Origin of the sequence: Bacteroides sp. BFG-637, assembly GCF_024793605.1 — a bacterium.
In the GTDB taxonomy this organism is placed as follows: domain Bacteria; phylum Bacteroidota; class Bacteroidia; order Bacteroidales; family Bacteroidaceae; genus Bacteroides; species Bacteroides vicugnae.
Genome location: NZ_JANUPD010000002.1, coordinates 3,857,995 through 3,878,246, shown reverse-complemented (window position 1 = coordinate 3,878,246; position 20,252 = coordinate 3,857,995). Strand labels below are relative to the sequence as shown.

Genomic DNA, 20,252 nt, shown 5'->3' with positions numbered 1-20,252 from the left:
GAAGCAATTGGAAAAGGACAGCAAATACAAACTTTTTTTTATTTTATTTTTCGAGCCATGCCAAATTGAAGCGGTAATGCAATCGGCTACTAAGGATATGAACCACATTATCAGGAGTTTGTATTCCTGCAAGATAACCACGTGGTTCAGCATGATTTTCATCCATTTCGAAATATCCCGTCCATGCTCCACCGTTTAAAAAGCGATATTCACCGTCCGTCAGTAGTTTTCTTACTGGCCATGTTTTTCCCTCATCGTAGGAAAGAGCCGCGTACATGCCATATCCTTTCTTCACATTTCCATTTTTATCCTTAAATTCCAGACCACGTTCTTCCAAAGGCGTACGTTGCGGATGGTCTGTGAAAGAAACCAATAGCAAAGGGCCTTCATTCAGTCGCATTAAAACAAGACGCTGACCTCCGTCAATAGGAGGGAGTTCGCTTGCTCCATATTTCCAGTTCTTTCCCATATCATCTGATATGCTCATTGGCATTCGGAGCTTTCCTTCTTTATTCCGTATGCTATTACCACGCCCCATAGCCATCAAACTTCCGTTTCCTAATTGTACAATTCCCGCATGGATACCTGCGATTGTACTTCCCGTTCCTCCTTCTTTGAAATCCGGCAAAGGAGCGCCATCCCAAGGATCGCACCATGTTTTTCCTCCATCTTTACTGATTTGAACAGCTGCCCCATCATGACTGCCAGGACCCGCATCACAGGCTTGAACCAGCCATCCCTCACGTGTGCGAATCGTACCAGCTATAACCTGATGACGTTTGGTATGTTCGGGAGCTATCAGTTTAGGAGTGCTCCATGAAGCACCGTTATCTGTACTGGTACGTAGTACCATTGCGAGATTCTGCCAGTCTCCCGATGCTTCCACTCCATTGATATGATACAATTTTCCTTTCCCGTCATTGAGCAAAGCACTTCCTGTCATATTCCGATCCGGAACTTTAAAGAATAAAGAAGCCACATCCCAATCAGTATGCCCGGCACGCAAGCGGGAACCGAGTACTACCATCCCTCTCCCATTCTCTTCATTTGCAGAAAACCATATTGCCAACAAATCTCCATTATCACACCACGTAACTGCAGGCTGATGATTATGCAGATAAAATGGGGTATTCGAATCACATGCCGGACGTACCACAAATGGTATCGGAGGCAAAAACATCGGTGTGATAGCAGATACTTTCTTCCATTTTATAGATGTATTTTCTACAGATTTCTGATTGAACGGGACAGGAACAAATGTCCCTGATACATTCAAACGAGTATCTGCTTCCACAATTCTAAATCCGGTTTGGGAATGTTTATCTTCCGGGAGCATAGCCAGCCGATTGGCACTTCGCAAGTATTTCTCCGGGGTGTGATGACTCCCTCCTCTAGTGACCCGAAACTCTCCTGCCAATGGTCCTGCCGGGTCTTTCTGCTTTTCTGCGGAATAAGGAGCATACCAATCCAAGCACCATTCTTCCACATTTCCATGCATATCATAAAGCCCGAATGTATTAGGAGGAGTCTGGGCAACTTTTAAAGATACCGGATCAAAATCACGAACCACTTTTTGATTCCGATGATAAACTGCAGGTAACCCGTCTCCTGTAGAAAATAGTGTGTATGTGCCTGCCCGGCAAGCATATTCCCATTCTGCTTCTGTTGGCAAACGATAGTTTTTGCCTTCTTTCCGGCTAAGCCATTCACAAAAGGCAACAGCATCGGAATAACTCACATTGACAACAGCTTCATCATCTCCCAGCGAAACACCGTTTTTTCCTCGTAATGCCCGATGTTCCGGACGGAATGATTCATATTGCGCATTCGTTATTTCAGTGATTCCCATACGAAACGGGCGAGAGATTACTACCTGATGGATAGGAGCCTCATCAAAATTTTCGCCTAATCCGTCACTTCCCATATAAAAACTTCCGGCAGGTATTTCAGTCATCGGAATAAAAGACTTGGAAACTTCTTGAGAATGTATTGGCAAACAAAAGGTTATAGCCAATAAAAAAAACTTGTTTTTCATATTTTAATCCTGTTTATATATAATACAATTATCCTATATACAAAAGGACAGTCTCATCCGATTATTTTTTATTCATTAGAGTTGAAAGCAAAAAAAGAATCGAAAATTAGGCTTTGATAATTATCTTATTATATATTTGCAGCAAAATGAAAAACTACAGAACCTCAAAATAATGAAAATATCTTTTTCCAAACAGACTAAAGAACGGGCTTTCAAACAACTTTATGAGGAGTATTACGCCCCATTTTGTTTGTATGCAAAAAGGTTTGTTGATGATAAAGAAACACGTGAAGACATCGTTTCGGATGTATTCACCTCATTATGGGATAAACTGGATACTGATTCTTTTGATCTTCAATCGAACACTGCATTAGCTTACATCAAAATGTGCGTAAAAAATAGCTGCCTGAATTTCCTGAAACATCAGGAATATGAATGGAGCTATGCGGAAAATATACAGAAAAAAGCTCCTGTCTATGAAACAGAACCGGATAGTGTATATACTCTTGACGAACTGTACAGAATGTTGTATGAAACATTGGACAAACTTCCGGAGAACTACCGTACAGTATTTATAAAAAGCTTCTTTGAAGGCAAAACGCATGTAGAAATTGCAGAAGAGATGAATCTCTGTGTGAAATCTATCAACCGTTACAAGCAAAAGACAATGGAACTTTTGCGCAATGAACTGAAAGACTATCTGCCATTGTTACTTTTGTTATTCCATCGCGCATAACAGCCACTTCTTATCAACACATACAAACTATTACTTGTCCATCCGGAAAGTATTAATAGTAAAGTTGTTATTGCCTAATAGCAAACTTCCAATCCTTTATATATAAAGCTGCTTTCGACTAATCATAAACTATAAATGCAAGCTTCGTTTTTATAATCAAAGGTTTCATTTATAAAAATGAAACTTGCAATTATATAATCAAAGCTTGCAATTATAGTTTATAATAGGTGAAAAACAAGTTTACTATTAACCCCAAACAAGTTTATTTATAATGAAGAATAACTTTGCTATTAATGATTCAGGCGTAAAATAGCAGTAGATTGTTATACAACTGCTATGAGAAATAACGAGAATGAGTATGAGAAATGCCTATTTTTAGGGATAAATCACAGGAAAAGTATGAGAAATGCCAACTTTTAAAAGTATTTCTCATATTCTATTACATTATGTTTCAACAGGTTGACTTATATTCATGAGAATATGAGAAATAGAATTGCCAAATCATTTATGGGAGGCTGAATTCAAGTTGTAAATGCGACACCTCCTTATTTTACAAGTTCACTAGTTTTACCGGAAACCTCAACTACATTATTGCATCATCATGTAGTTCTATGGATGGGAACTGATGCGAATGGGAAAGGTATGATGCTGCCAAAGCGCGACATCCGACACGATCTATTTTACCGTTTTCCGTCTGTGGAATAGATTCTGTAATAAAAATATGTTTGGGACGATAATATGGTTCCAATGTTGTCTGCAACTTATTTTCTATCTCTCTTGTGTCCAATTGTCCCACTATCAACAAAGTCACAGCCTGCCCTAAACGCGGGTCGGGAACAGAAGTGATGACAAATGGCACAGGAATAAACGGCCGGAGCAACTTCTCCAACTCTTCCGCCTGAATCTTAATCCCTCCGCTATTGATTACATTATCTTTTCGCCCCAGAATCATAAAACTTCCATCGGGATAGATACGTGCAATGTCATTGGTCTGCAATGTTTCGTCACATACCAAAGGAGCATCGATGACTAATGTATTCTCTGCGGATAAAGACAATTTTACTGAAGGAAATGGATAATAATGTTCTGAAGCCGATGCTCCATTCAAACGACGAAGGGCAATATGCGACAAGGTTTCGGTCATGCCATAAGTGGAGTAAACCGCCGTCGGAAGATGTTTGATCTCCGTTTCCAGAGCCTCATCGACGGCTCCGCCTCCTATAATCAGAATATCCGTTTGTTTTAATCGCTCTTTTTCTTCGGGAACCTGCAATGTGTTATAAACTTGCAATGGAACCATTGCAACAAATCTCAAAGATTCTTTTATATCGGCCATTGGATGACCGGAAGCGGGACGAACAAGCAGGTTCAAACCTGCGACCAAAGAACGTACCACTACCATCATGGCACCGATATAACGAAGGTTCATACATAATAATGCCGACTCACCTTTCTTCAAATTCAGAAACTCACAGGTCAGGCGCGCACTTTGCATCATCCGGTCCTTACGTACCATCAGTTCTTTAGGTGTACCCGTAGAGCCTGATGTATGAACCGTAATGACCGGAGAATCATTAAACCATTCGTTCAGGAAAAGATATAAATCCCAATAAGCAGGAGAATGAGCTTCCGCTCCTCCTGCTATCAATTGACGTATATCTTCAGAAGTGTATTCTTTTCCGTCCAGTAACAGACATTGTTGTTGTCGGTTGAATATCATCACAATATCCTTTAAATATCATCCTTTAAATATTATCCTTTGCAAAACCACAAGCAATCTTTTCTTATTTCAAGGGGCACTTCCACATTATCCGTAAAAAGCAATCCTGTCCCCAATCCCTGTGGCAACGGATTATTGAATGTTGCACACCACTGTGCAATAGCGTTCAAACCGATGTTTGATTCCAGAGCGGAAGTGACCCACCAGCCGATATGTCGCTTTTCAGCTTCGGTAATCCATTCGTCCCCTCCGCACATTCCTCCGTGAAGGGAAGGTTTAATAACAATATATTGCGGACGGATGGTTGAAAGCAGTTCTTGTTTTCTTTCCAACGTGTTGTACCCTATCAATTCTTCATCCAAAGCTATCGGTAATGGAGATGCGGAAGTAAGGCGTGCCATTTCCTCCCATTGTCCGGCACGGATCGGCTGTTCGATAGAGTGCAGATCAAGTTCGGACAGACGCTTCAGCTTTTCCATGGCATCAACCGGAGAAAAAGCACCATTCGCATCTACACGCAACTCTATTTCCTTAGAGGAGAAATGTGAACGGATATAACGTAGCAATGCCAACTCTTCTTCAAAGTTGATAGCACCAATCTTTAGTTTGATACAACGGAATCCGGCTTCCATCTTTTTCTCAATCTGGGATAACATACAATCATAATCTCCCATCCAGATAAGACCGTTGATGGGAATCCCCGTCTCTCCACGTGAGAAAGCCGTATCACATAAAGCCCAATTTCCTGCAAAGAAATGCCGGATGGCCGTTTCCAGACCAAATAAAATGGAAGGATAGTCGCACAAACCATCCATATCCAATATTCCTTGTTCTCTCTCCACTTGCCGGCAAACTTTCATTAATATATCTTCGTAATCAGGAAGATCATCGCAACTCAAAGCGGGCAAAGGTGCACACTCTCCTATTCCCACTCTGCCCGGAAAGTCTGGAGAGGTGAAATGAAGATACCAGACTTTACGCGTAGTATATGTTCCCCGGGAAGTCCCTGCCGGTTGCTTGAAATGAAGCAACCGGGGAATGATTTCTATTTTACAGTTCATTGTGAATAAATTCTCTATTCACCACAGAGTAACATAGAGCCCCACGAAGTTTTAGTAATCAGATCTCTTGCAGTTCTCCTGCAGCCCTCTTACAGTTCTGCTTTGCAGAAAAAATAAACTCTGTGTTACTCTGTAGTGAAATCGGTTTAAGGGAATTTCGGATATTGTTTGAAGTTCGGTTTACGTTTCTCCAGAAATGCATTCTTTCCTTCCTGTGCTTCATCCGTCAGGTAATAGAGCAACGTTGCATCGCCCGCGAGTTCCTGAATACCTGCCTGGCCATCCAGTTCGGCATTCAATCCCGCTTTAATCATGCGCAAAGCCAACGGACTAAGCAACATCATTTCTTCCGCCCACTGCACATATTCATCTTCCAACTGTTCCAAGGGGACCACCTTATTCACTAATCCCATGTCCAGTGCTTCCTGCGCATTGTATTTCCGGCAGAGGAACCAAATTTCACGTGCTTTCTTTTGGCCTACCACACGTGCCAGATAAGACGCACCGAATCCGGCATCAAAGCTGCCCACACGAGGACCAGTCTGACCGAAGATGGCATTTTCCGAAGCAATGGATAAATCACATACTACGTGAAGTACATGTCCGCCACCAATGGCAAAGCCGTTCACGGCGGCAATCACAGGTTTCGGGATGCTACGAATCTGCTTCTGTACATCCAGTACGCTCAAACGAGGCACACCGTCTTTCCCGATATATCCGCCACGTCCTTTCACATTTTGGTCGCCTCCCGAACAGAATGCCTTATCTCCGGCTCCGGTAATCACAATCACGTCAATATCCGCTTCTTCACGGCAAATACGCAATGCATCACTCATTTCGGCGGTAGTAGTCGGGGTAAATGCATTCCGATAACGTTCACGGTTGATTGTGATGCGGGCAATTCCATTATAATAATCAAAAAGAATATCGTCGTATTCTCTGATGGTTGTCCACTCTCTTTGTGTTGACATAATCTATTTTTGTTTTAATTGATGATAATAATTCTTCAACATACGCGCATCCTTGTTTTTGTTGGTAAACACTTCCAGCAGCACTGGCTGTTCCATAGCCTCCGGTTGGGTGAAAGTTTTCATCGCTTCAGCCAGTTCTTCATCATTTTGTGCTTGCAGATAGAGGAAGCCACGTTCCTCCGCCCAGCCTTTGGCCGACGTTTTATGGACTGCTGCAATAAATTTATGTGAGGTTCCCGACATATCCAATCCCGGTAAAGTATGGAAAATCTCTCCTCCTCCGTTATTTAATAAAAGGATACGCAAGTTAGAACGGACGTTGATATTCCACAACGCATTCATATCATAGAAGAAACTTAAATCTCCGATAGCTATAAAATTCAGTTTATCGGAAGCTGCCGCATAGCCGACTGCCGTAGACAGTGAACCTTCAATGCCACTTGTTCCCCGATTGCAACAGACCTCAATCGTGGAAGGGATCGAATACAACTGCGCATAGCGAACCACCGAACTGTTTGCCAGATGCAAGGCGCACGACTCCGGCAAGGCTTTCAGCAACGCACCGACAGCCGACATCTCCGAATAAGCAAAATCCGGTTCGGGGATAATCTTGCAATAATTCTCCCATACACGTGGATATTCAGGAGTCCGGTTATCCAGCAGACTGGCAATCTTCTCCAAAAACTCGAACGGATCCATCTCGATTACCGTAGTTAATGAGCCGTACAAATCGACCACCTCACCGTCCGGCGATACGTGCCAATGTTCTTTAGGCGGATGCTGGCGAAGGAACTTCTTCAACCGTTTGGAAACCACGTGTCCACCATAAGTAATCAGCAATTCGGGAACCATCTGACCTACCTTCTCTTCGGGCATGGCATAAAGCGCCGCATCAAAATTCTTCACCGGAATACCGGGAACTGTCTGGTTGCCGATATGTTCTGTCAACCAGGCAAAATGTTTATATAATAACTTGATATATCTTTTCTCAAACAGATAGATAAGATTCATCTGACCGATGATAATCATACGCTTCTGATATTTATTCATCCGGTCGATCAAATCGTTATAATCACGGTCGTAGACATTCAATCCCTGATAACGGGTAATGACACGCACTGCGGGTAGTGAATCGGCCGTAAACTGAAACAGCGGTTCGGAAACAGGTACATTGATATGTACCGGACCTTTCCCATGATGGGTCATCTCCAGCAAAGCCTCATTCACCAGACGATTGCAATACCACTCATCTTCTTCCGTGTGAATCTCCGGAAGGTTCACCGATTTCTTGACCAACGTCCGAAATACGTCTGGTTGCGGAACGGTCTGTCCATCCATCTGTCCGATCCAGGCAGCGGGACGGTCTGCAGAAATGACGACTAAAGGAACATTCTGGTAAAATGCTTCCGCCACAGCCGGATGAAGGTTTAATAACGCTGTACCGGAAGTGCAGCAGACAGCAGCAGGCTTACCACCATTCAACGCAAGACCAATGGCAAAATAACCGGCACTCCGTTCATCAGTCACCGGATAACAGGTAAAATTCGGGTGGTTAGACAAAGTATGCACGATGGGCGTGTTACGGCTACCCGGACACAACACAACTTTGGTAATCCCATGCGCCTCGAGCAACGCAACCAACTGGAGTATGTTCTTCTTGTCTGTATACATGACGGTTAATGATTAGTGAATTAGTGATTAATGATTAATGGGTTATAAGCCGTTTGATGGTTTGCAACTTCTTTTCCGTTTCCAGCCATTCATCATTCAATTCCGAAGAGGCCAATAATCCGCCGCCGGCATAAAGAGTGAGGTGTTTGTCCTCGATATGCATACAGCGCAGATTCACGTAGATGTCAGTTCTCCCTTCCGGATCCAGCCATCCGATAAAGCCGGAATAATAGCGCCGGTCGTAACCTTCGTTCTGCAATATAAACCGATAGGCTTCTTCCTTTGGCAGACCGCATACGGCAGGCGTCGGATGCAATACTTTCAGAAGATCGCCCAAACCTTTATTATCTTTCAATGAGAAGCGGAAATCTGTCTTTAAATGAGACAAGGCACCGGCATAAGCCGGATAAGGCCCGTTTTCCGTAGAATGGATGCCCAATGAAAGAAGCTGGCGGCGAATGTAAGAGGCTACATAATCCTGTTCTTTCCGGTTCTTTTCATCCCATACCTGCGGCAGCCTGCCATCTTGCAAAGGCTGCGTTCCGGCTAGCGCAACTGTATTCCATTCATCTTTCTCACCTGATAAAATGATTTCGGGAGTACTTCCCAGCCAAATACCCGTTTGGGGAGTGTAGCATAAATATATATAGGAATGAATATAACGCTTGCAAGCCGCACGAAAAATGGACGAAGGAGAAAAGTCTGCTACTTTATCAATAGTAAGATGACGGGAAAGCACTAATTTATCAAAAGCCTTATCGCGTAAAGCATTGATAAAGGTATGAAAGCACGCTGCATATTCCTCCGTGAAAGAAGTCAGGAATGATTCTTGTCCTTGCATCCGCAAAGCGACCTTGCGGTCTTCTTCCGTATCATCATCAACCAGTAAAGGCTGCCCCCACTGATCGGGTTGAATCAACACAACCGGACACCTCTCACTCACCTGAAACGGAGCGATGACAAATCCTCTCTGTCCATTCAGTTCTTTCAGATCGTATATCAGACGTACCTCTCCTTCCGCCTGTGTCAACAGACGGGGAACTTTCTCCCCGGGAATACGGTAAACAGCAAATGGCTGCTTCCGCTGAATAAATGCATCAATAGTTGTCAAGTTACTTATTTCTTCGTCGGTCATCTCTTTTTCATCACACTGTTGACTACCCGTATGGAAGACACCAGTTTATTGGTTGAAGTAAACACGTCTACATTCCACACATGGGATGAACGTCCTTTATGTACAACTGTCCCTACTGCACGTACCGTATCTCCTTCATGCGCAGAAGATATATGATTTCCGCTGACCTGCATTCCTACTACAATTTCGTCCGGCTGGCAAAGGATCATCGAACCGAGTCCGGCAACTGTTTCTGCCAACGCAAGAGTAGCTCCACCATGTAAAATACCAAAAGGCTGACGGGTACGATGATCTACCGGCATCGTCGCTTCCACACGGTCTTCATCGGCATATGTGTATTGAATTCCCAAGTTTCCCATTAACGCGTGGCGTGCCTGCGCATTCAGTTGGTCAAGGGGGATTTCGGCCGCACGCACTTCAGAAAGGATCGCTTTCTCCACTGCAACAGCCACCCCGTCTTCCTCATTCGAAGCTGTCACATAATCGGCACAGGCTTTCACCGAGTCCTGTGAATGTCCCATAGCTACACCCAATCCTGCCAATTGAATCATGGTCACATCACACACGCCGTCGCCAATAGCAATCACTTCCTCACGCTTCATATTTAAGACTTCCAGCAAAGCCCCCAAAGAATTGGCTTTATCAATGGAGCAGGGAACGACTTCCAGAAAATAAGGTTCCGAACGGAATACATCCAACGCTCCGTTCAGTCTTCTCTTCCAGTGATCTTCCAAACCGATCAATGCTTCTTCGTCGTCACTGACCAGCATACATTTGCAAGGAGCAAAGTCAACGGCTGCAGAAAATTCTTCTTCCTTGATTATTTGCAGGTTATTCAACCGGGCTTCATTTTGGATATGTACATTTTCAGGAGAATCCGTTATGATCGTATCATCATGATAAGTGAATATGGCAAAACCGTTTTTACGGGCTTTCTTTTCCAGATACGGCAACATTTCGGGATTAATCCGACGCTCAAACAATATTTCACCGTTTTGCGCACTGATAATCTGGCAACCATTATAGGAAAGGATAAAACCTCCATAGTTTCCAAGTTCGAGCATCTTGGCCAGTGGCATCAAGCCATAAGTCGGTCTGCCGGAAGCCAGCACGATACGTACTCCCATCTGCTGAACTTTCAACAAAGCGGCCAATGTACGTTTACTAATTTCTTTCGCATCATTAAGGAGCGTTCCGTCTACATCAAGAACCAATAATTTATACTTCATGATTACACGATTTTGATTTAGATGACAAAGGTAGGAAATTGAGTGAACGACAGAAAGCGTAAACAGATAAAAATTACTTTAATTTCACTCTTTCAGATGCATTTCCAAATAATCGCGAAGGATTCGGGCATGATTGTACACAGGTTCTTTAGAAGCATAAAGTAAAGTAACCACAGGATGAGGCTTGATAAGAGTTAGAAAATCAGCCACTGCCGGAGAAGCGTCCAGCTCTTTCTGATACTGCACCACAAAATCGTCCCAATGTCCGGGAATATCTTCGTGAAACCATTTACGTAATATAGGGGACGGTGTTATATCTTTTGCCCAATAATCGTATTTCAACCATTCTTTCTTTATTCCGCGTGGCCATAATTTATCTACCAGCACCCTGTATCCATCTGTTTCTGAAAAATCTTCGTAAACCCGTTTTATCCTTACCTGTATCATTTCCATTTATATTCAGTTACTGATAAATAAACCGGAAAAATCGAAAATTGTTTAACGGAACCGCTTAATTCCTCAATGTTTCCTGTGCTTTTTTAAATTCATAAGGAGTCATCCCCGTCTTCTTCTTAAAAAGATTATATAAGATCGGGGTGCTATTAAATCCGGACTCATCCGCTATGGCACGTATCGTATAGTTAGGATACTTCTTCATCAGCTTGATCGCATAATTAATACGCAGTTCATTGATATATCCATTGAAATTGGTTCCGGCACATTCCCTTATCATCCGGGCAAAGCGTGCGTTGTTCAGATGTACGATTTGAGCCAGATCTTCTCTCGACAATTCGGAAGAAAGATATAACTGCTTCTGAACAACAATATGATTCAGCTCCTGAAATATCTTCCGATTCTCTTCTTCTTCCCCACTTTCCTTGTCTGTCTCATCCGAAAGTTCTTCCTGTTCTTCAGGTGAAACCTGTTCCGGTTCCAGATCCGATGAAATTGTCAACTGCTCGTGCACTTCCGATAACTGATTACCATCTTTTCTATTAGCGAATTTTTCGTTTATGAGACTGGCAAGCATTCTGTTCTTATACTTGACTATATGGCTGAAATGCCACAAACGCCATAGTATAAATAAGGTAAGCAGCACAACACAAGCCAAAAAACAGAGCGAAATATTTCTTATTTTTAATTGAGAAGCCTGTTCGGCAATATATTCTTCCTTTTCAGAAGCACCGTATATGGCATTCAGTTCTAATGCGGCATTTCTCTTGTCGTTATTGTTAATGCTATCCGTTATAGCAAGAATAATCCCACGTATCGCTGCCGCTTCCTTATAATTGTGCATCCCCAGATAAGCTTGTACTTCTTTATTAAGCACAGTAATATATTGAGCATTCAAGGTATCTTGCTGCATCCTCAACAATTCTTTAAAGTCTTTACAGTTATCTATTACTTTCTCATACTGTTTGGAAAGAATCAAATAAGGAATCGAATACATCTTGCCGTCCGGAGTATGGGAATCCTTCATTGTCAGATATTGTTGATAATATCGTTCAGCCTGTGCATACTGTTTTTCTACATAGTAGATATAGGCCAATTTTGCATACAAATAACTATACTGACCATCCACATACCCTTCGGGGACTTGTGGTAATTTCTCCAATTTCTTAAGAAGCTTTTCGCGTTCATAGGCAAGATTCAAAGCTTCCTTGACACGTGAATCACTCATTAAGAATCCCATTTCCGCTCCATAATAATAAGAAAGCAACATCATCTCTCTCACCTCCTTTGATCCCCGCAGCAATTCAATAGCACGACCAAAATAATCGTACGCTTTATCTTTCAATGATAATCTCCAGTTATTCTCTCCTATGCAAAAAAGCAGTCTGGCTTCGGCCTCCCGATCCTTCAGTTCTTGCGCCTGTTTAATTCCATTGAGAGCATATCTCATGCTTTCATTATATTTACTCATTAAAGACGATAGTTCAGACAAAAAGACTGTCATTTTCAACATGTGTTGCGGTTCCCTTTGAGATATGGAATCAAGCAAGTATGATTTCCGCGCATACATAAAAGCTAGTTTATTCATATACATATTACGATATGACAAACTACGTAATTCATTAATCAAACGCATAGAGAAAGCTTTTCTGCTTTCTGCCTCGTCCAATAATTGTAAAGCACGCTTTGGATTGGAAATATAAATATCTCTGATATACTTTTCAGTATACAGAGAATCATTATTTATTATTTTATCAGCCCTCGAAAATTGATTGTGTACAAATAGAAGCACAAAAATACATACCAAAAAACGCATACAACTCTTAATCGTGTTTAATCATTAACATTCAAAGATATGCATTTTCTACATAAAGTACAGACAGAATTTAAATTTGCAAAATAAAAATAAGAAACATTAGCTAAAGATACCGAAGACACAACATTGTCCATGCTATCCATTTGCCGGAATCACAGTCCTAACGCTTTGCCCAACCGTCCTTCCATACACGCACTTAAGTCAGTCGTTACAAACTTCCCGTTATAAAAAAGAGTAAATATAGTAGCCGGAGTGGGTGCATTTTGCGCCTGCTCCATACTTTCCAACTCGATTATTCTCAATGGAATATCTTTGTTCCTGACAGCATTTACCAAAGAACCGCGAACGTGATACTCCGTAAATGGGCAGCGATGGGTATAATAAACCACTATTCCATCTTTATCCGGACACTCACCACTCAACACGCAATCATTAAAAGAAGGATCAGGAGCAACCGGATTTAGTTTCAAACCTAAAAGGCTGAATCCGTAAGGGAGCTTTTCTATTGTTTGGAAACCTTGTCGCAACAGCCATTTCGTATCACTCATAAAGTGAAATTTAGAAGTACCCACCACAGTGACCAAGCCATCTTTCCCCTGCGATTTTGCATCATCAATGGCAGACTGCAACAATGCCTTACCATGTCCGCAACCTTTATATTTACCTGACACCCAGAAACAGTTTATCATCAGATAATTGGGAGCGTTCACCGGAATCCATGCTTTTTCAGCAGGACCGTATTCGATAAACACTTTTGCCCGTTCATCAATACGTCTGAACACATAGCCGTTATCGAACTCTTTCTTCAGCCATTCTTTTTTCAGTTCATAACTATCCTTGCATTTCTTATCTGAAAAAGCACAGCATATATGTTCGTTCGCAATATTCTCCTTTGTCAAAGTGATGTAATTGGTTTCCATAATATATTCTATTCAATTAACTGGTTAAACAAATAACAATTCGATATCTCCCCGTTGTTATGAGTCGGCAGAAAACCGCCAGGCTAATATCCTGCTACTTTTAGTTCCCTGCTGCATTCGAATAATTTTATATTCGGACACATTCACCGATTTTAATTTGGCATATAACTTTCCCAGATTCTTTTCTTTAGAAACCAAACTCGTAAACCATCCGCAGTTCTTCTGAAATTTTTGACTCTCGGAAATCATATTCAATAAGAAACATACTTCTCCGCCTTCGCACCAAAGTTCATTCGCACTCCCGCCGAAATTCAGCTGCACTTTATTCACCTTCGTACCTTTCAGACTGCTTAATTTGCGCAACGTTCCGTCTTCCGCCTCTTCACGCGAACTATGAAACGGAGGATTGCATATTGTCACATCAAAATACTCGTCAGGCATAATAATTCCATCGAAAATCTTCTTACTGTCTTTTTGAAGTCGCAAGTCAATCTTGTGCGCCAACACAGGGTTGCAAGTCACTATCTTTCGTGCATTTTCTATCGAAACCGGATCAATATCAGTTCCAACAAAGATCCACCCATATTCAGTATGTCCTATGATCGGATAAATGCAATTTGCACCTACCCCAATATCCAGACATCTACATTTCGGTTTCTGCCCATTAGCATCTCCTGCCGGTAAATCCGCAGTTGTCCCGTCCGGCTGGATAAGATCGGCAATATAATGAATATAATCCGCCCTTCCGGGAATAGGCGGGCACAAATATTGCTTCGGTATGTCCCAATACCGGATGCCGTAATAAGTGACCAATAATGCTTTGTTCAAGGCCTTCACCGCTTGCGGATTAAAAAAGTTTATAGTCTGTGTTCCGAGGGGATTGAGCGATACGAACCTCTTTAGTGGAAGATAATTTTCCATCAACAATGGAAAATCATACTGACCATTGTGCTTATTTCTTCTATGTAACTCGCCTTTTTTTGCCATGCCGGCAAAGATACAGAGAATTTCCCTGTCTGCAAATCTTTCCCTATTCTTATCTTATACTCTCCGGGGATCATATATAATATTCTACCATTTCAATCAGCCCGGCACGTAAGGCATACTTAGTCGCTTCATATACATTATTCACACCCAACTTCCGGAAAATATTCTTTTTGTGGGTGATAATGGTATGAATACTCGAGGTTCTTTCCAATGCTATTTCTTTCACGGATTTTCCACGTGCAATCAATTTGAGAATGTCAATCTCTGTAACGGTCAAAACAGAATGAATTTCCGGTTTGCCGGAACCGGTTATCAACAGATTGGTTATCTGGTGACCAAGAAACCGTTCCTTATGAGCTGCACACATCAATGCAGAATGGATCTCTTCACCGGAGTTCTCTTTCAATATCATACCGATATTCTTTTCTATACTCATCCTGCGAATAAAATCCTCACTCAATTCATTGGAAAATAATATCCAGTGAACTTCAGGAAAACGCTTTCCTATAATAAGAAACTCATCCACACCATTGAGATCAAACAGGGTATAATCAAGAATGACAACACTGTCACTACATTCTACCAATGCCTGTATCAGTTCCTTCTTGTCTGTCACATCTATCATGCGACATCTACTGAATATAGTGGAAATATATCCATGCATCCCCATTCTGGTTATATCCTGATTATCTGCTATGATAAATGTAATGTCAGTGTTCATTGCAATTCTGATTTTTAAATTCAACGGATTTTTTTCAAAAGCATACGGCAGCCCGGAGATACTGATGCATCATCGTTCCTTATCAGCCACATCAAACCACAAACGGGTAGTGATTTCATCTGCTCCCTGGCGGGATATGGCAATCTGATACTGTTTACCATTAAGTGATTGTTCCGTTACGGGATAAAAAAAGCGACGGGGTAATTCTCCGGAACCCAAAACTGAGTCGGGACCAGGGAGAAGCTGGGGATAACCCAGCCTGCGCCAATCAGTGAAGGCATCGGGGCCTTGTCCATAATAAGCTATCCACTTCTGCCAGCCAATAGATTCGTACCAATGTTCGGCGTCGAACCGGACGCCCTCCTGCTGCAAATAGGAATCGATGATATGAGTGTCTGTTATGCCAAACTGGTTCAATGGAAGCAATAACAGCTTCTCGGTAGAGTGTTTCCGCATCAGCCGTTATCCAGCCGCGTACAGCGGATTCCGCAAAGATAAACAAGACCTCGGCATACGTATAAAATACAGCCGGAGAACTGTCTTTCAAAAAATAAGTGCCGGGTCGGGAGACTTTATAAAATCCCTGATTGTTTGCGGCATCAGCAGAGAGGGAATTGGCTGCTCCTACATAGTTTGTCACACTTTCGTCTTGAGGTAGCTGTGCTAAAACTCCGATTCTCGGATCATTCCATTCATTCAGTCTATCAATCAATGTTTTTGATACCCGCTGATCATCACGTGAATTGAAAGCAGACGCCCACGGATTCCATTGCGGTGAAGAAGTAAATACAAAACGGGCTATGGCATCATTGCTATCTATCACACTGTTACGACTATTCCAAAGGGAAGCAATAACCCGACGTGCCGTATCCTCATCCCGATCCGCCAACTCAAGAGCGATACGTAGCCGCAGGGATTGAGCCAACTGTTTCCAACGGGCAATATCGTTTCCGTAAATCAAATCCCCCTCCACTGCTTCTCCCGTGGTAGAAAGCAACTGGTCAGCAGTAACCAACTCCTCCAAAAGTCCGCGTAAAACAGTTTCTTGTGAATCGTAAGCCGGTGTTACACTTTGTGCATATTCAGTGTATGGTATATCTCCATACAGATTTGTAAGCAACAGATAAACCCATGAACGCCATACAGTAGCTATACCTCGGTAATTATCATTACCGAATTCCGAACTGATAATAGCATTCAAGTCAGTTATTAATGTTGCATATCCGGTGTCCCATGTAGTGGTAAAGCTCCCATTATCCACATTATAGCAGTCCGGCTCTGTATATTGTATTTTAGCCCAATGTTGCACCCACAACAGAGTAGAATTATAATTTGTACTACTTCCCCAATAAAGATTGGCGGCATGATACTGTGCAGCGGCAAGCAAATAAGCCGGCTGTGGATTTTCGGTGGCATTAGGGTTACGGTTGATATCGGCCAGTTCATCATCACACGACCACAGGGAAATGGTAACTACTTGTACCCATATTATATATAAAAAGTATATTCTTCTTTTCATTTTATCCTATTATTAAAAGGTTCGCATTTAGAATTTTACGGAAAGGTTCACACCAAAGGAACGTGTCGTAGGCAGTGAGTAGGCCTCTACCCCTTGTGCATTTCCGGTAGTCAAAGCCGATTCCGGATCTATATTGGGGACACTTTTATAGATAGTCCACAAGTTACGTCCCGTCAGCGTAACGGAAGCTTCTTGTAAATGCAGTTTCTGCGTCCACAGGCGAGGCAGACGATAACTCAAAGCCACTTCGCGCAGTTTCACGTAAGAGGCATCATACACATTAGATTCGGCAATACTGTAAATGCGATGATAGTATTTCTCGGCAGACACGACCTTTTCATTCTTAGAACCGCTTTCCGTCACTCCTTCTACAATAATACCATCCTGATATACACGAGTGGATTGACCATTGACGTGGGCATAGTAAAGCCCATCGGAGGATATGGAGTAAGAAGGAGGTTCCGATAATCGTACATTGTTACCCATAGCGTCAGTATAATACCACAAACCACCATGCTCGGCATCCCTGCCCGGTAATGTGTTAGCCAATACACCGGTATATTTTCCTGTTTTATTAGTGTTGGAAAATATAGAACCGCCCACACTGGCATCTATCAGAAAAGAAAGACTCAACGAACGATAGCTGAAAGTGTTGCTGACACCACCTGTCCAGTCGGGTGTAAACTTCCCCAATGTTTTATTAGTGGTTGAAATTTTAGGCAGACCGTTAGCATCCACCACAATGCTTCCATTAGCATCACGCACGTATGAAGTGCCATACAAAGTTCCATAAGCTTCTCCCACTGAAGCCAGTATCTGAATGCCCGACGAGTAGAGCTGGTAACTCGTAATTAAACCTTCATCATCCAGCTTGATAACCTTGCTGCGGTTGGCACCATAATTCAGGTCCAGATTCCAACGAAACCCTTTCGATGTTTGTATAGGAACAGCTCCCAATTGTATTTCATAGCCACGATTACGAATATGTCCGGCATTACGCACCTGCGACGTGTAGCCACTGGCCGCAGTAGTAGCCAGTTTTAATATTTGGTTGCGGCTATCGGTCTTATAGTAAGTGAAATCCAAATACAGGCGGTTGTCCAGAAAAGCTGCTTCGAAACCAGCTTCTATAGATGATGTCTTCTCCGGCTTTAGATTCGGATTCATACCGATGGTAGAAGAACTTTGAAGCGGATTTCCGTCGAAAGCTGTTTCTGAAGTAAAGACTGTTGCTAATTGATAAGGATCGGCATCTGCTCCCACTTGTGACCATCCTCCACGTAATTTCAGATAGTTGACGGCCTTACTCCTCCACCCCAAAGCCTCGGAAAGCAGCACACTAGCCGTCACCGAAGGATAGAAATAAGAATTGTTGTCCACAGGTAGCGTAGACGACCAATCATTCCGTCCCGTTATGTTCAAGAAAGCCCAACGACGGTAATCCAATTGTACGGAACCGTAGAGTCCATATTGCCGCAAGCGGTAAAAATCATTGGACGAAGTGAGCGGATCACGAGAATTGGTCAACGTATAAAGGTCGGCAACAGCCAAACGGGGAGCAGCCTGATAGTTGTTCTCGTACTGTTTGTTACGCACATTAAAACCCAGAAGAGCGTCAAATCCCCAGTTTTTATTCAACTGCTTGACATAAGTCGCCAATATTTCTGTGTTATTCTCTTTCACCGTATAAGCATCTTCAGCATAACTGCCGTAAGGTGAACCGGCACCTGTACTGCCCCATTTTACTTTAGATTTTCTCCGGTCATTATACCAGTCGGTACTGGTACGGAAACGCATATTCAGACCATCTGCCAGATGGAATTCGGCATGCAGGTCACCTATCAGACGATGCCGCTCCTGACTTTGCGTATTATAAGAAGCACTCCAAAAAGGATTATCATAATAGCTTGAATTCCAGTTGCGAGTATAGTCTGCTTTCAATGAGTTCGTATCCACTTGACGTCCGAACCACAAAAACTGAAGCATAGGACTGTTAGAACGTACGTTACTACCCGAAGGGGTAGCTGACCCCGGTAAACTGGGAGCTGTATAAATGATGTAATTGGCCGTAGCTCCCACCGAAATCCATTTTGCAAGATGGTAATCTGTATTTAGACTGATATTCGTTTTATTGGTTCCAGCGTCAGGAACAATACTGACTTGTTTCTCGTAGTTATACCCTACACGGAACTGATATTTGTCGTCCCCACGGGCAACTGAAATACCGTTATTGGTAGAAAAGCCCGTACGGAAATAATCGCGTACATTGTTGGGATGCGACACCCAGGGAGTAGCCATACGAGTACCGTCAGCATCCAGCGGACTGTCAAACTGGGGAATCAGCAATCCAATGTCAAGACGCGGTCCCCAGCTTTCGTCCACACCGTCATTCACACCTGCACCTTTGCCGTCCACATAACTGAATCGTCCGCCTGCCCCTTGCCCGAAAAGGTTCTGAAACTCCGGCAAGGTCGCTGCAAAAGAAATTTGTGTGGAAGAATGCAATGTAATGCCTATCCCTTGCTGCTTTTTGTCTCCTCCTTTGGTAGTGATAACAATAGCACCATGGGCAGCACGTGCACCATAAAGGGCAGCAGCATTCGGACCTTTTAATACAGTAAGCGTCTTTATGTCCTCCGGATTCAAGTCAGCTATCGCATTCTTAAAATCGCGTCCGCTGGAACGTGCATTAAGCTGCGAATTGTCCACCGGGATGCCATCCACAATAAAAAGCGGTTGATTCTCACCGGCAATAGAAGTTTCACCACGAATAACAATACGGCTGGAACCGACATCTCCCTGCGTGTTGGTAATACGCACACCCGCTATCTTACCACTCAATGAATTCAACAAGTTATTGTCTTTCCCCTGCACCAACGCATCCTGCTTTATCTCCTGTGCCGTGTAGCCCAGTGCCTTCTTCTCGCGTGAAATACCCAAAGCTGTTACCACCACCTCATCCAGCAGATGTGTGTCACTCTTCAATGCCACCGACAACTGTGGTGCGATAGCCACCTCCTTTGCTATCAAACTGATGTAGGAGATTATCAGCCGGGTGGCCGATGGCGGAAGTCCGCTCAGTTCAAATCTCCCGTTAACATCAGTTACAGTACCCAATGCGGTTCCTTTCACTATGACCGAAGCACCGATAACCGGTTCTCCATCTTCTTCTGTGGTGACGATGCCCCGCACCGTTGTCACCTGTGCCGCCCCTTGTATCACTCCTATAGCAAGAGCAAGCAAAAATAAACGAATCCTTTTACCCATTATTATTTACT

The 20,252-nt window shown here is 42.9% G+C and carries 16 protein-coding genes; 1 reads left to right on the top strand and 15 read right to left on the bottom strand.

The features are described from left to right. Nucleotides 1-43 precede the first annotated feature (43 nt). The gene (locus NXX38_RS14955; RefSeq protein WP_258979983.1) at nt 44-2,035 is read right to left on the bottom strand and encodes an SUMF1/EgtB/PvdO family nonheme iron enzyme; all 1,992 of its coding nucleotides are present in this window, start codon (nt 2,033-2,035) and stop codon (nt 44-46) included. 172 nt (nt 2,036-2,207) lie between these two features. On the opposite strand from NXX38_RS14955, the gene NXX38_RS14950 reads away from it, so the two are divergent. Then, nucleotides 2,208-2,771, top strand: a complete 564-nt coding sequence (locus tag NXX38_RS14950; RefSeq protein WP_258979981.1) for an RNA polymerase sigma-70 factor — start codon at nt 2,208-2,210, stop codon at nt 2,769-2,771. Between the two features lie 583 nt (nt 2,772-3,354). Here the strand turns inward: NXX38_RS14950 and NXX38_RS14945 are convergent. The 14 genes from NXX38_RS14945 to NXX38_RS14880 form a co-directional block, all read right to left on the bottom strand. After that, nucleotides 3,355-4,491, bottom strand: coding sequence for an AMP-binding protein (locus NXX38_RS14945; RefSeq protein WP_258979980.1), 1,137 nt, complete (start codon nt 4,489-4,491; stop codon nt 3,355-3,357). 32 nt (nt 4,492-4,523) lie between these two features. Beyond that, nucleotides 4,524-5,552 (bottom strand): o-succinylbenzoate synthase, encoded by a 1,029-nt coding sequence (locus NXX38_RS14940; RefSeq protein ID WP_074638797.1) that lies wholly within the window; start codon nt 5,550-5,552, stop codon nt 4,524-4,526. A 146-nt stretch (nt 5,553-5,698) separates the two neighbouring features. Continuing rightward, nucleotides 5,699-6,523 carry a 1,4-dihydroxy-2-naphthoyl-CoA synthase gene (gene menB, locus NXX38_RS14935; RefSeq protein WP_004310001.1) on the bottom strand — a complete coding sequence of 275 codons (825 nt, stop codon included), beginning with the start codon at nt 6,521-6,523 and terminating at the stop codon, nt 5,699-5,701. Between the two features lie 3 nt (nt 6,524-6,526). Next, the gene (menD, locus tag NXX38_RS14930) at nt 6,527-8,194 is read right to left on the bottom strand and encodes a 2-succinyl-5-enolpyruvyl-6-hydroxy-3-cyclohexene-1-carboxylic-acid synthase (protein ID WP_195649863.1); all 1,668 of its coding nucleotides are present in this window, start codon (nt 8,192-8,194) and stop codon (nt 6,527-6,529) included. Nucleotides 8,195-8,228: 34 nt separating this feature from the next. Then, nucleotides 8,229-9,329 (bottom strand): isochorismate synthase, encoded by a 1,101-nt coding sequence (locus NXX38_RS14925; protein WP_148365932.1) that lies wholly within the window; start codon nt 9,327-9,329, stop codon nt 8,229-8,231. After that, complete coding sequence (locus tag NXX38_RS14920) at nt 9,326-10,558, bottom strand: Cof-type HAD-IIB family hydrolase (protein ID WP_148365930.1); 1,233 nt, start codon at nt 10,556-10,558, stop codon at nt 9,326-9,328. Before NXX38_RS14920 ends, NXX38_RS14925 begins: the two co-directional genes overlap by 4 nt. Nucleotides 10,559-10,642: 84 nt before the next feature. Beyond that, a complete protein-coding gene (locus NXX38_RS14915; protein WP_148366362.1) occupies nt 10,643-11,005 on the bottom strand; it encodes a DUF488 domain-containing protein in 363 nt (120 codons plus the stop codon). 64 nt (nt 11,006-11,069) lie between these two features. Further along, nucleotides 11,070-12,827, bottom strand: coding sequence for an AraC family transcriptional regulator (locus tag NXX38_RS14910; protein WP_258979974.1), 1,758 nt, complete (start codon nt 12,825-12,827; stop codon nt 11,070-11,072). A 152-nt stretch (nt 12,828-12,979) separates the two neighbouring features. Then, on the bottom strand, nt 12,980-13,747 hold the full coding sequence (locus NXX38_RS14905) for an N-acetyltransferase (protein ID WP_148365926.1): 768 nt from the start codon (nt 13,745-13,747) through the stop codon (nt 12,980-12,982). A 57-nt stretch (nt 13,748-13,804) separates the two neighbouring features. Further along, a complete protein-coding gene (gene rlmF, locus NXX38_RS14900) occupies nt 13,805-14,734 on the bottom strand; it encodes a 23S rRNA (adenine(1618)-N(6))-methyltransferase RlmF (protein WP_258979964.1) in 930 nt (309 codons plus the stop codon). Between the two features lie 70 nt (nt 14,735-14,804). Beyond that, nucleotides 14,805-15,455 (bottom strand): response regulator transcription factor, encoded by a 651-nt coding sequence (locus NXX38_RS14895; RefSeq protein ID WP_148365922.1) that lies wholly within the window; start codon nt 15,453-15,455, stop codon nt 14,805-14,807. Between the two features lie 69 nt (nt 15,456-15,524). Continuing rightward, the gene (locus NXX38_RS14890; RefSeq protein WP_258979962.1) at nt 15,525-15,827 is read right to left on the bottom strand and encodes a SusD/RagB family nutrient-binding outer membrane lipoprotein; all 303 of its coding nucleotides are present in this window, start codon (nt 15,825-15,827) and stop codon (nt 15,525-15,527) included. Then, nucleotides 15,724-16,974: a SusD/RagB family nutrient-binding outer membrane lipoprotein gene (locus tag NXX38_RS14885; RefSeq protein ID WP_258979960.1), complete on the bottom strand. Its 1,251-nt coding sequence runs from the start codon at nt 16,972-16,974 to the stop codon at nt 15,724-15,726. Before NXX38_RS14885 ends, NXX38_RS14890 begins: the two co-directional genes overlap by 104 nt. 27 nt (nt 16,975-17,001) lie before the next feature. Further along, nucleotides 17,002-20,241 (bottom strand): SusC/RagA family TonB-linked outer membrane protein, encoded by a 3,240-nt coding sequence (locus NXX38_RS14880; protein WP_234132117.1) that lies wholly within the window; start codon nt 20,239-20,241, stop codon nt 17,002-17,004. Between the last annotated feature and the right edge of the window lie 11 nt (nt 20,242-20,252).